Here is a 13,015-nt window from a genome sequence, read left to right on the forward strand (position 1 = left end):
GAGGACTACTCGGGAGCGCACAGTGCCGGCCGCAGAACCGTCAGCCCTCTTTCACTGACGGGTAGTGCCGCAACTGCCGCTTGCGACACACACCACGCGTGTCGCCAGGTGTGATCCCGGGGCACCCCATCGGCATGAAGGGTTGCCGTCCAGCTAGCCGGTCCTTGTCGCTGGAACTCTGCACCTGCTGTGACCCTATCGAGAACAGCGCGTGGTCCCTATGAACCCGAGATGCCAGAAGATGGCAGAAACCACGCGCCACCTGCCACAACCGACACCCGATCCTTTTCACTCTCGAGGATTCGAATTCGCGTGTCGGTACCGAGTATGCGCAAACTCCCCACCAACACGAATCGCTCCAATTCCCGACTAGACTGGCACGACACCGCCTCCGCGCGCCCTGTCATCGAAAGGCACGTCATCACACAATCTCCCGCTCCGCACGACATCTACTTCGTACCCCCGGAGCAGGACACCACTGACACAGTGAAACCCGTCTCGTCCTCCGTGCGCGCTCGATTGGAGGACCGCCCGGAAACTGTGCGGTTCAAGAATCGGTTTGCCCTCCCTATCGTCACCACAACCCCGCTCGAAGCGATGATCGAGGACCTGCTGTTCATCCGCGATATTCTCGACGCGGCCGGTGTCGAATACCTCCTCGTACGCGGCAACGACGAACGAGCAGTCATCGCGGTCAATTGGGCCAACCGAAAGAAATTGCGCCGCGCGCTGATCGACGGATGCCAGAACACACCCTTCTATTCGAAGACTCTCGACGCGAAGAAGAGTCCAGCGCTCTTGATAGCCGACGGCGCACTGTCCTCCACACCAAAAGCCCGCATCTTTCGACTGTTTCGGCCGCGCGTTCATCTGGCGAGTGGCCTGAACTACGGCGCGAATATCGGACTTCAGATCGAACTGTGGTCGATGTCCGACACCGAGATCGTTCTGCCCATCGAAAATTCACTGACCCGGCGGACGGTGCGTCCGGAAGAAGCAGTTCGTGGAACGGTGGAGCGTTTCGGCCGGGTGTGGCCGACGATCGAGAACATGTTTGCCGCCCATGCCTCCGACATCAATTTCGACATCGACCTCGTCTTTTCCTGGGTGGACGGTTCGTCCGAGGAATTTCAGGCGCAACGCGCACTTCGGATGCAGAACTACATTGTCGGTGAAGGTGACGAATCCGCAGCACGATTCCGTCAAATCGACGAATTGAAGTACGCACTACGGTCCGTGCACATGTATGCGCCGTGGATCCGAAGAATCTTTGTCGCCACCGATTCCGATCGTCCGGCCTGGCTGGCCGACGATCCTCGGGTCACTTTCATGCCCAGCGAAAAGTTCTTTGCCGACCCGTCTGTACTGCCCACTCACAATTCTCAAGCGGTCGAATGCCAACTGCATCACATCCCCGGACTCTCCGAACATTTCCTCTATTCGAACGACGACATGTTCTTCGGCAGATCCGTCGGCCCCGACATGTTCTTCTCGCCCGGTGGAATCAGCATGTTCATCGAGGCGGATACGCGAATAGGTTTGGGACACAACGACGACGATCGCAGCGGATTCGAGAATGCGGCCCGGGTCAATCGACGTCTACTACAAGAGCGATTCGGATTGATGACAACTCGGCACCTCGAGCATGCCGCCACCCCGCTACGCAAAAGTGTCATGGCGGAAATGGAACGCGAATTCGCGGACGATTTTGCGGCCACCGCTGCGAGTACCTTCCGCGCAAGCACCAACATTTCGGTCACCAATTCGCTGTACCACTACTACGCGCTGATGAGCGGCCGCTCCGTCGTACAGAAGTCGGCTACCGTCAAATACGTCGACACCACTGTCAAAGCCGGTTTGCGACAGATGAATTCACTACTCAAAGACCGGTCGATGGATTTCTTCTGCCTCAACGACGGTAGTGAACCGGAAATCGATCTCGAACTACGTACCCGTAAGGTCACCGAATTCCTCGAGAACTACTATCCCGTCAAAGCGCCGTGGGAGGCCTGACGCATACTACTGCGCGACGGCAATATCGTTGTGCTCACCGATGCGAATGCCTGCGTCCGCCAGACGCGCCGCAGCGTCGCGGGCGCTGACGGCCTCACCCACCGTATCGTCGCGGACAACGTCGTCGCGCTCGAGCGGCACTACCGAATGAACAATCGTGTCGGCGTACACGTGGACGAGATTGCAGCCTTGTGCGCTGTCTCGGCCACGCTGTCCGCCGACCGCTACGTTGAGGTCCTGGGTGTAGCAGGCCGACGATGCGACAGACACGGGAATTCCCGCGAACGTCGCCGTCGTCGAGTAATGCAGGTGGCCCGCGAGAATTGCCCGCACGTCACTTCCCCGGAGCACTTCGGCCAACCGCGGCTGATCTCGTAGTTCGACCAGCACAGCCAGATCCTGGATACAGGGAATCGGCGGGTGGTGAAGGGCGAGAATCGTTCCGTCGGGCGCTGAAGTCGCTAATTGTGTTCGCAGCCAATTCAACTGGGCGTCGCTGATCGATCCGTAGTGGTGGCCGGGAACAGTGGAGTCGAGCGTGATGATGCGGAGTCCGTCGATGTCGTAGACCCTATCGACCGACCGGGTCGACGGTGACTCGTTCAACAACCGCGTCCGGAAGTGTTCCCGATCGTCGTGGTTACCCATCACCCAGATGACCTCGGCACCAAGTCTGCCTGCCACCGGTTCCACGATCGATTTCAGCGTCTCGTACGCGTCCGACTCCCCTTTGTCGGTGAGATCGCCGGTGAACACCAACGCCCGCGGACGCGCCCCTGACGCCTCGACGCCGGCAAGAATCTGCCGCAGTCGAGCTGTCGCGTCGACGGCGCCGTACAGGTCCCCACCCTCGACGAGGTGCGTGTCGCTTATATGCACCAGGAAGTGCTTCGGACGTGGATATTCGGCATGTCGAACGCTCATCGGTCTCTCGCTTCCGCTAGCCGACGCGCAGGTACCGGTGCACCTACCGAACCTCGACAGTAGTCATCGAGTCTCCGGCCCTCGTTCACGCACACCCATGGACCGCCCGGAATCATCGGTAGTTGAAGCTGCGAGTAGAGTCTTCGCAGTGTTGTTCCTGACCTCTCGACGCTACGTCGACCTTCGCCTGCAGGCGAGCGCAATGTGTCCGCGCTCGGCCTGATAGACGCGTACCAGGAAACATTTTCACGAAACCCCGCCTGAACTTCTTCACGGCGTGCCGCGTTTCGCTCTCTTCAATTTTTTGAAAGGCATTGTCATGCCCAGCTCCACCTCTACCGGCGTGCCGGAATCAAAAACCCGGTTCCCCTCGTGGGCAACGTCATTCGGACCTCAGATTGTTGCCGGTCTGGTTATCGGTGTCATTCTCGGTCTGGTTGCCCGCGCGATGCCTGACGCCGCCGACGGCAATGTGAACTGGCTCGTCGGAACTGTCCAGACCATCGGCAGCAGCTACGTCAAACTGCTGACGGTCGCGGTCATTCCGCTGGTGTTCACCGCCATCGTCAGTTCCATCGCAAACCTGCGTCAGGTTGCCAATGCCGCTCGATTGGCTGTGCAGACTCTGTTGTGGTTCGCGATCACGGCATTCATCGCGGTCATCATCGGCATCGTCGTCGGCCTGATCACCGATCCCGGTTCGCGTACCGACGTTGCCGTCGAATCTGCCAAGGAACCGAAGAGCTCCGGATCGTGGTGGGCGTTCATCACGGGCCTGGTGCCGAACAACTTCCTCGGTCTGGGTGCCAAGACGTCAGTCACCGAAGGTGTCGCGACAACCTCACTGAGCTTCAATGTTCTGCAACTGCTTGTCATCGCAGCGGCAATCGGAATCGCGGCGCTCAAGGTCGGCGCCAAGGCAGAGAAGTTCCTCGAGTTCAACGCTTCCCTCCTGGCAATCATCCAGAAGGTGCTGTGGTGGATCATTCGTCTCGCGCCGATCGGCACCGCCGGCCTGATCGCCACCGCCGTCGCAACCTACGGCTGGGACGCCATCGGATCGCTCGGTGTATTCACCGCCGCGGTCTACATCGGTCTGGCGATCGTGTTCTTTGTCGTCTACCCGGCTCTCATTGCTGCACACGGCCTCTCGGTTCGGAACTTCTTCTCCGGCGTCTGGCCTGCCACTCAACTCGGCTTCGTTTCCCGCTCGTCGATCGGCACACTCCCACTGACCGAACGCGTCACCGAGCGCAATCTCGGCGTGCCGCGCGAGTACGCGTCGTTTGCCGTGCCGCTGGGTGCCACCACGAAAATGGACGGTTGCGCCGCAATCTATCCCGCAATCGCCGCCATCTTTGTTGCCGGCTTCTACGACGTTCCGCTCAACTTCACCGACTACCTCTTGATCGTTGTCGTGTCGGTTATCGGTTCGGCCGCGACCGCTGGAACTACCGGCGCAACAGTCATGCTCACCCTGACGCTCTCGACACTCGGACTGCCACTTGCCGGCGTCGGTCTGCTGCTTGCCGTCGAACCGATCGTCGACATGGGCCGTACGGCCGTCAACGTCACCGGGCAGGCACTCGTCCCGGTGATCGTGGCCAAGCGCGAAGGCATCCTCGACACGGCCCGCTTCAACGCGCCTCGCAACGGTAATCCGTTTGCCGAAGAACTCGTCGACGCATAATTCGGCCACACCAAAAGATGTCCCCGCACCGCGATCGGTGTGGGGACATTTTTTCTGGTCAGATACCGAGCGCCTTGGCCAAAGTTGGCCACGCTTTGGGGAAACGCTCACGCCAGTACGGCCACGAGTGCGTGCCGGTCGGTTCGTAGTCGATCGTGGCATCGATACCGAGTGTGGTGAGACGCTGGTCGAAAGCCTTGGTACACATGTGTGCAACCGCCTCGATACTGCCACCGACGACCAGACGATCGGCCAAGTCAGGCGTCTGCAAATTTTCGTTCTCGCCCGCCACGCCCGTCGCGACGGACAAGTAGATTTCCGTTCCGCGGAGTTGCTCGGCATTGAGGAGCGAATCGTGCGCTTCCCATTCCGGCCCGCCTGGAATCCCCCACATGTTGTCGGTGTTTCCGCCGCGCGACGTGACCGTCGATTGGATGCTGGCGCGCCCCCAGGTGTCCGTGGTCGAGTAGCACCCACTGAAACCCGCCACACCTTTGTACAGGCCCGGATTTCGGTGGGCGAGCATCATCGCACCCTGCGCGCCCATCGAAATGCCCGCAATTGCATTGACGCCGTTGGTGTTCAATCTCGCGTTCAGGAGCGAGGGCAACTCTTTCGCAATGAACGTTTCCCACTTGTGCAGTCCAAGTGCCGGATCCTCGTTCTCCCAATCCGTGTACATGCCGGCCTTGCCGCCGTTGATCATCACGACGTTGACGTTCTTGTCGGCAAAGAAATCCGGCGCGACGCCGTACCGCACCCACCCACTGGACTTCTCCTGAGCGTCGGCACCGTCCAGGAGATACAGGGTAGGTCTCGGCGCAGAGTTGTCCGCGGGAAGAATAACTTCGACGCCGACGTCACGCCGCAAAGCAGGAGATGCCACCGTCAGCCGAACGGACTGCGGTCCAGTCACGTTCTCTCCGACAATTGCGGGGGCCGTAATGCCGTCCAACAGTTGTGCTGGTGCCCCTGGGTCGCCCTGCATGGACCCGGGCACAGTCGAACCGTATTCCAACGTCTCGAGACTGTCGGAGATCGGCGTCGCGCCTACCGAAGTGATACCGAGCACCTGCAGTCCGAACACACACGCAGTGGTTACAACGATTCCCGCCCGCCTCACGGGGGTGAGCGGGGTCAGGCACTTCGACATCAGGCTCCCAAACAATTAAATACAGTCATTTGAAAGATACCGTGTAATTCGGACACACTCACCCGCTGGCCCATCGCACCACGCCTGATCAGCGGCGAAACGACAGCTGCGCACGTACCGTCAGACACCCAGAGCCTTCGACAGCGTCGGCCACGCCTTCGGCAAGCGCTCACGCCAGTACGCCCACGCATGGGTGCCGTTGGGCTCGTAGTCCACGGTGGCGTCGATATCGAGTGACCGCAATCGCTGATCGAACACCTTGGTGCACACCTTTGCGGCAGCCTCGATCCCGCCGCCGACAACCAGCCGCTCGAGCAGTTCCGGCGTCTGCAGCGTTTCATCCGCCCCGGGGGCGCCGTTGGCAGTGGAGATGTAGATCTCCTTGCCGCGCAGGCTTTCTGCGTTCAACACGGAATCATGTGCTTCCCACTCGGGCCCACCGAGCTCTCCCCACATATTGGCCGGATCACCGCCGCGCGAGGTAATCGTCGCCTGCACGCTGGTTCGGCCCCAGGTATCCATCGTCGAATAGCAACCGCTGAACACCGCGACGCCGCGGTACAGATCCGGGTACCGATGAGCGAGCATCATCGCGCCCTGTGCGCCCATCGACGTCCCGGCGATTGCATTGACGCCGTTGGTCCCGAAGTGAGCATCGATCAACGGTGGCAACTCCTTCGCGATGAAGGTTTCCCACTTGTGCAATCCGAGCGCCGGATCCTCGTTCTCCCAATCCGAGAACAAGCTCGCTGATCCCCCGTTGATCATGACGACATGGGCATTCTTGTCAGCAAAAAACGCGGGGGCGCCGCCCATGGTGACCCAGCCGTTCGAGCCCTCACCGCCGTCGACGCCCTGCAGCATGTAGAGCGTCGGGCGCGGAACCGAGTTGTCGGCCGGAAGTAGCACCTCGACACCCACCTCGCGCTTCAAGGCCGGCGACGCAACAGTCAGGCGCGACGCCTGCGCTCCGGTGTGCACTTCACCCACAATTGCCGGTGCCACTATGTCGTCGCGCAGAACTGGAAGCGGTCCGGGATCATCCCGAAATATCTCGGGAACGCTCGATCCGAAATCGAAACTTCCGATACTGCCGGTGCTCTGCTGCGCGTTGGCCGTACCGGCACCGACCAGCGGCGCGGTCGCGACACACGCCGCGATCAGCGCGGCCCCGAGCTTCCCAATCCGGGCACGCGTGTTCACATGGACATTCATCCAGACTCCCAATTTCTAATCCGACAAAGTGAACATACCGTCCAGTTTAAAATCGGCGGTCATTACCGCTGTTTCACAGCGGTGTCGGACTCGCGGATTAGGGTGGAAAGATGCAGCCGGAATCAGTCCTAGTCCTCGACCTGGACCAAATCCGCGCTGTAGTCGGCACAACCACATTTCAACGCGGACTCGACTCTTTCCGCCAAGGAGCCGTTCGCGAATTCGAGTGGGACGAGGCGACCCAGACTCTCGAAGGCGAGGTAATCGGCAACGAGGAGTACGTATCTACGGTCTTCCTCAGCCGGCGCACCCATAACAACACCACCAACGTCGCCACGATCCTCCGTGGCATTTGCACGTGCCCGGTGCGCATGAACTGTAAGCACGTCGCTGCCCTGGTCATAGCTGCCGCGGCGAGGTCCTCACAACCACCGGCGCCCAAGAACTGGGAAGACTCGATCCGGGCGTTACTTCGGCCGAATCCTGTCGAACGAGGCGCCAGTGATCTCGGCATTCAATTCACTCTGCGCACCAACGGCCCACGAAACCAACTACTGGTCAAACCCGTGCAACCAGGCGCGCGGGGATGGATTTCCGGGGGCCTCGCGTGGAACAAGCTGGGCAGCTTCCACCAACACCCGGCGCAACACATCCGGATACTCAATGACATCCACCTACTGATCAGTGCCAGGACGGCGTACCGACACTACAACGCCACCGATTTCGATCTGGCGGACTTCCCCAGTCCTGGCCTGTGGGCGTTGCTCGCCGAGGCGCGCAAGGCCGGCATCCCACTCCTCCATGCCAAGCCGAGCCTCGGACCAGTCATGATCGATGACGGAGTGGACGTATGCATCGACGTGACGCATGGTCCGGACAACGGACTTCAGGTCGCACCGCGCCCATTTTTCACGAACGACGGCGAGAGAACATCAGAGCCAACCCCACCGATCTGGGGAACAATCGGTAGCACTGTCCACGGCATCTACGCAGTCGACCATGACGGCAGAATCCGGTTGGCACCGCTGAACACCTCCGTCTCCCCCGCCCTCAAGGACTTCATCAACGCAGGCGACGCCATCGACGTGCCGGCAGAACACCGCGAAACCTTCACCTCCCGCTTCGCGGTCAGACTCAGCTCAATTGCCGACATCGTCTCCAGCGACAATTCGTACGCGTCACCCGAGATCAGCGGTCCGGTCCTTCACCTGCGAGCGAAGTACGGCGATGATCATCGTGTTGACCTGACGTGGGAGTGGCAGTACACCATCGGGAACGATCGATTGACCGTAGGCGTGGGTGAACATCCCGGGTCACTCGACGGCCGCTCTCCCGCCAAGGAACAATCCATCCTCGACACCGTGAGCCCCCTGTTCGGCCCCTCCGACACCACTCGGCCACACACGCGAGAACTGGTCCACGGTTCATTGGCGGGTCTGGACACGATGCGATTCACACTCGATGTCCTTCCGTTGCTCCGTGACCATCCAGACGCTGACGTCACCATCGACGGGACACCCGCCAACTATCGCGCCACCGATGATTCGCTTGTCATCGGGCTCTCCACCAGCGCTTCGCCGGACAGCGCCGGATCGGACTGGTTCGACCTCGGGGTCACCGTCAACGCCGACGGCCAAGAAGTACCCTTTGCCGACATCTTTGCCGCCCTCAGCATCGGCGCCACCGAACTGCTGTTGCCCGACGGCGCATACTTCAGCCTCGACAAACCCGAACTCCGTGAACTGCAACGCCTCATCGCGGAAGCACGCTCACTCCTCGACCGCCCCAACGGTCCGCTGCGAATCAGCAAGTTCCAAGCCGGCCTCTGGGACGATCTCACGTCGCTCGGAATCGTCGAACGTCAAGCAGCGCAGTGGAAAAAGCAGGTCGACGGGTTGCTCACCCATGCCTCCATCGACCACGTGGATGTTCCGTCGACATTGCTGGCCACACTGCGTCCCTATCAGGTCGACGGATTCCGGTGGCTCAATTTCCTTCTGGAACACGGACTCGGCGGAATACTGGCCGACGACATGGGGCTCGGCAAGACGCTTCAAACACTGGCGATGATTGCCCGTGCACGCCAATCCGATCCGGTGGCACCACCTTTTCTGATCGTTGCCCCGACCAGCGTTGTCTCCAACTGGAAATCCGAAATAGCCAGATTCACACCAGAACTCAGTACGGTCATCGTCACCGGGACACTCAAACGACAGAACCTCGATCTCACCGACATCGTTATCGGCGCCGACATCGTCATCACGTCGTACGCGTTGCTCCGCCTCGACTCCGACGCCTATTCTGCCAACAGCTGGTCGGGCCTCATCCTCGATGAAGCCCAGTTCGCAAAGAACCACAAATCCAAAGTCCACCAGTGCGCCCGAAAACTCGAGACGCCGTTCAAACTCGCCATCACCGGCACACCTATGGAGAACAACCTTTCCGAACTGTGGTCACTGCTTGCGATCACGGCTCCCGGACTCTTTCCGAATTCCGCCCACTTCACCGAGCTGTACCGTCGGCCGATCGAAAATGGCGGGGACACAGCGCGATTGGAACAACTGCGCCGACGTGTCAAACCGTTGATGATCAGGCGCACCAAGGAGCAGGTGGTTCGCGACCTACCGGCAAAGCAAGAACAAGTACTCGAGATCGACCTCTACCCCAAGCATCGCGCGCTCTACGACACGCATCTCCAACGCGAACGCCAGAAGATCCTCGGCTTACTGTCCGACGTCGACAAGAACCGTTTCACCATCCTCGCGTCACTGACACTACTTCGCCAGCTCAGCCTCGACGCCTCGCTGATCGACGACAAGCACGCCACGATCCCGTCAGCCAAAGTCGACGCACTTCTCGAGCAATTAGACGACGTCATCGCCGGCGGACACCGCGCCTTGATCTTCAGTCAGTTCACCGGTTTCCTCAACGCCGTTCGCCGCCGCCTCGACGCCGATAACATCGAGCACTGCTATCTCGACGGCAGCACGCGCGACCGCGGCGACGTGTTGGAAAGGTTCAAAACCGGTGCTGCGCCAGTGTTTTTGATCAGTCTCAAAGCAGGTGGCTTCGGGCTCAACCTCACCGAGGCCGACTACTGTTTCATTCTCGATCCGTGGTGGAACCCCGCCACCGAAGCTCAAGCCGTGGACCGAGCACATCGCATCGGCCAAACCAAGAACGTGATGGTGTACCGCCTCATCGCCAAGGACACGATCGAAGACAAGGTGATGGCTCTCAAAGCCAAGAAATCCGCGCTGTTCGCCAGCGTGATGGACTCCGACGAACTCCTCAGTTCCACTCTGGGCGCCGAAGACATCCGTTCGCTATTCGAGTAAACGCCAGGCTTGTCCCACCCCGTAATCTCGGGGAACGGTATGGTTATTTGTGAACGGACAACACAGAACTCACGAATGCGGATATCACCACATTCGAACGAGAGGAACCTGAATGGGCGTCACACTTGCCAAGGGCGGCAACGTATCTCTGTCGAAAGCAGCACCCAATCTGACCAAAATCGCTGTCGGACTTGGATGGGACGCACGAAGTACCAGTGGCGCTGACTTCGACCTTGATGCCAGTGCGTTGGTCACCGGCCCGGAACGCAAGGTACTTTCCGATCTTCACTTCGTGTTCTACAACAACCTACGGTCCCCTGACGGTGCCATCGAGCACACCGGCGACAACCTCACCGGCGAAGGCGACGGAGACGACGAGGTAATCAACATCGACCTCCCGGCGGTACCGCCCAACGTCACCAACATCTTCTTCCCGGTATCGATCCACGACGCCGACGCCCGCCTCCAATCCTTCGGCCAGGTCACCAATGCCTACATTCGCGTGGTCGACCTCTCCACCGGATCAGAGCTTGCTCGCTACGACCTGTCCGAAGATGCGTCCACAGAGACAGCCATGCTCTTCGGTGAGGTGTACCGGCACAACAACGAGTGGAAGTTCCGGGCAATCGGCCAGGGATACGCGTCAGGCCTAGCGGGCATCGCCCGTGACTACGGCGTCAACATCTGACGTCGCGCCAGAAACATGGGGTTCGAGCCTGATTCAGGCTCGGACCCCATGTTCGTTCCAGCGGTACTTTTAGCGCTGAAGGACTGCCCGCGCAAGATACTGCGCCCAGGGCATATCCGACGTCGAGACCATCCCTACCAGGTCGTATCCAATCGCGCCGACCAGATCGAGAACCTCGATCGTAGTGCCGGCAGACTTCCCCGGAATCGCAGGCTCTGCAACCAACGCCGGGGACGATCGGATCTGGCCAAGAGCTCCCGCAACAAGGTGATGTCGATCCGACGGCTCCAGCCCCGCGGCAACAGCGAGCAAGACAAGAAGTTCAATCGCCCGCGCAGGTCCCGCCGACGCAACGGGAACCCCGTGGACAATGCAATTCCACAACACGTCTGCATCTGCACTCGCTGAACGCCCACGGCGAGTCAGGACAATCCGGCCCTTCAGCTTCCTGGCCAAACCCCAGCTTCGGAGCAGCACAAACAAACGCTGAGCTTTGGGAAGATTAACCGGCTCGAGTTCCGGCTGGTCCAGCGCCGCATCGACCGTCGACAGAAATGACTCGACATCGATTCCATCGTCACCGATCAACGTCAGCAACATCTGAAGCCGCGCGCCCACAGCAACACGTATCTGCGACGAAGACTCGGACCGATCATCGAGTCGCGCCATCGCAAAGACGTCATGCAACTCAGGTGCGCTAGCCGGCGCGAGCAATTCGAAAAGATTCCAGATATCGAAGGTGCGTGGGAACGACGCGATAGCGGACTCGCGCGCCACCGTTCCGACACAACGAGCCAATCGCTCGTTGACCTCCTCCAACACAAACTTATTCGGCTCGAAATCGGTTTGTGCCCACTCCAGAGTCCACTCCCGAGAGCGCAATTCCTCGGAAAGCAGCACCCGCAATAGTTGCTCGAATTCTTCAGGTCCCGCACATTCTTCGGGCGGGCACGCACCAACACCTTCGATGCACACCGCGGGTTTGTCCGCGGCCTCGTCGTCAACCGATTCGAGAGTCACAGAATGCCGCCACGCACCGGCTCGTCCGTACCGGTACTGGATCATGTCACCGGGAGACATCAGAACTTCGTGAACGTGGACCTCGTTCTCGGCGACTGCGCTCTGGCCGCGGCTACGACGATCAGCCACACGATTACGCGGAGCGTATTCCAGAAAATCACCAGGAAACCGTGTGCCGATCTTCCGCCACGAATGTCCATGCATATCGTGCCAACCCATTGCCCGTTGAACTACGGCATGGAAATCGTCGAGCGTGAAATCGGAATCGACAATCAACCGCCGCGATATCTGCGTGGACACCTCTTCAAGCCGAATCGAGATTCGTAGACCTGCCGGCAGTGAACGGCGCTGTCCACGCGAGTTCATCGAGGGATGTTCGGGCACAGCGGGAGTCTGCTGTGAAGCAGCGGGTTCTTGCTGATCCAATCCTGTCGGCACAAGTCGCAGGTGCGAGCCACTGGAGTTGCGGAGGCCAACCATAGCTGTTCACTATGCCACGAACTACTGACATCCCATGAGTTTTGTCGTCGCTACGTACCCTGTTTGCGGAGTTTTAACCCGCCAGTGATGGTGCGAACGGTACGTTCGGTCGATCCGAGGCGACGGGTGTACCGTTCGCTCGATCCCGGGGGGGTGTTTCGGGGACACGAAAAAGCCCCCCAACAATGTTGGGGGGCTTTCTCAAGTTGTGTTCGGCGGTGTCCTACTCTCCCACACCCTGTCGAGTGCAGTACCATCGGCGCTGAAGGGCTTAGCTTCCGGGTTCGGAATGGGACCGGGCGTTTCCCCTTCGCTATGACCGCCGTAACTCTATGAAACTGTCACAGTAACTAACCGTGAACCAGATCCTCCACACACCCACCGACAAGTGTCGGTGAATGATGGGGAATCGAATTCAAGGTATCTGTGTGTTGTTTCAGATACCGCACAGTGGACGCGTAGCTTCTTTGTGGTAAGTCCTCGGCCTATTAGTA

General features: G+C 59.9%; 8 protein-coding genes, 1 rRNA gene and 1 riboswitch. Of the genes, 4 read left to right on the top strand and 5 right to left on the bottom strand.

The annotated features are described in order from the left end of the window. Window positions 1–71 precede the first annotated feature (71 nt). Window positions 72–185: riboswitch (SAM riboswitch) on the bottom strand. A gap of 412 nt (window positions 186–597) precedes the next feature. Then, window positions 598–2,013 (top strand): stealth family protein, encoded by a 1,416-nt coding sequence (locus tag EEB13_RS27645; RefSeq protein ID WP_045071533.1) that lies wholly within the window; start codon window positions 598–600, stop codon window positions 2,011–2,013. Between the two features lie 6 nt (window positions 2,014–2,019). On the opposite strand, the gene EEB13_RS27650 is transcribed toward EEB13_RS27645, so the two are convergent. Further along, on the bottom strand, window positions 2,020–2,937 hold the full coding sequence (locus EEB13_RS27650; protein ID WP_141486666.1) for a phosphodiesterase: 918 nt from the start codon (window positions 2,935–2,937) through the stop codon (window positions 2,020–2,022). A gap of 319 nt (window positions 2,938–3,256) precedes the next feature. Here EEB13_RS27650 and EEB13_RS27655 point away from each other — a divergent pair, with 319 nt between their 5' ends. Continuing rightward, window positions 3,257–4,627, top strand: coding sequence for a dicarboxylate/amino acid:cation symporter (locus tag EEB13_RS27655; RefSeq protein ID WP_033236112.1), 1,371 nt, complete (start codon window positions 3,257–3,259; stop codon window positions 4,625–4,627). A gap of 58 nt (window positions 4,628–4,685) precedes the next feature. On the opposite strand, the gene EEB13_RS27660 is transcribed toward EEB13_RS27655, so the two are convergent. Then, window positions 4,686–5,780 carry an alpha/beta hydrolase gene (locus EEB13_RS27660; protein ID WP_141486667.1) on the bottom strand — a complete coding sequence of 365 codons (1,095 nt, stop codon included), beginning with the start codon at window positions 5,778–5,780 and terminating at the stop codon, window positions 4,686–4,688. Window positions 5,781–5,900: 120 nt separating this feature from the next. Continuing rightward, window positions 5,901–6,995 (bottom strand): alpha/beta hydrolase, encoded by a 1,095-nt coding sequence (locus tag EEB13_RS27665; RefSeq protein WP_141486668.1) that lies wholly within the window; start codon window positions 6,993–6,995, stop codon window positions 5,901–5,903. A gap of 110 nt (window positions 6,996–7,105) precedes the next feature. Here EEB13_RS27665 and EEB13_RS27670 point away from each other — a divergent pair, with 110 nt between their 5' ends. Both EEB13_RS27670 and EEB13_RS27675 read left to right on the top strand, forming a co-directional pair. Further along, window positions 7,106–10,333 (top strand): DEAD/DEAH box helicase, encoded by a 3,228-nt coding sequence (locus EEB13_RS27670; RefSeq protein WP_141486669.1) that lies wholly within the window; start codon window positions 7,106–7,108, stop codon window positions 10,331–10,333. 112 nt (window positions 10,334–10,445) lie between these two features. Then, entirely contained in the window at window positions 10,446–11,021 is a 576-nt protein-coding gene (locus EEB13_RS27675; protein WP_033235982.1) for a TerD family protein, read from the top strand. 69 nt (window positions 11,022–11,090) lie between these two features. On the opposite strand, the gene EEB13_RS27680 is transcribed toward EEB13_RS27675, so the two are convergent. Next, complete coding sequence (locus tag EEB13_RS27680; protein WP_261984660.1) at window positions 11,091–12,425, bottom strand: plasmid pRiA4b ORF-3 family protein; 1,335 nt, start codon at window positions 12,423–12,425, stop codon at window positions 11,091–11,093. 306 nt (window positions 12,426–12,731) lie between these two features. Further along, window positions 12,732–12,848, bottom strand: a 5S ribosomal RNA gene (gene rrf / locus EEB13_RS27685). Window positions 12,849–13,015 lie beyond the last annotated feature (167 nt).

The organism is Rhodococcus sp. WS3 (genome assembly GCF_003797085.1).
Classification (GTDB): Bacteria; Actinomycetota; Actinomycetes; order Mycobacteriales; family Mycobacteriaceae; genus Rhodococcus_F; species Rhodococcus_F globerula.

What these genes read in the sequence shown, in the direction of transcription:
- EEB13_RS27645 (WP_045071533.1), top strand. Translation starts at nt 598, where the DNA reads ATGATCGAGGACCTGCTGTTCATCCGCGATATTCTCGACGCGGCCGGT.
- EEB13_RS27650 (WP_141486666.1), bottom strand. Translation starts at nt 2,937, where the DNA reads ATGAGCGTTCGACATGCCGAATATCCACGTCCGAAGCACTTCCTGGTG.
- EEB13_RS27655 (WP_033236112.1), top strand. Translation starts at nt 3,257, where the DNA reads ATGCCCAGCTCCACCTCTACCGGCGTGCCGGAATCAAAAACCCGGTTC.
- EEB13_RS27660 (WP_141486667.1), bottom strand. Translation starts at nt 5,780, where the DNA reads ATGTCGAAGTGCCTGACCCCGCTCACCCCCGTGAGGCGGGCGGGAATC.
- EEB13_RS27665 (WP_141486668.1), bottom strand. Translation starts at nt 6,995, where the DNA reads ATGAATGTCCATGTGAACACGCGTGCCCGGATTGGGAAGCTCGGGGCC.
- EEB13_RS27670 (WP_141486669.1), top strand. Translation starts at nt 7,106, where the DNA reads ATGCAGCCGGAATCAGTCCTAGTCCTCGACCTGGACCAAATCCGCGCT.
- EEB13_RS27675 (WP_033235982.1), top strand. Translation starts at nt 10,446, where the DNA reads ATGGGCGTCACACTTGCCAAGGGCGGCAACGTATCTCTGTCGAAAGCA.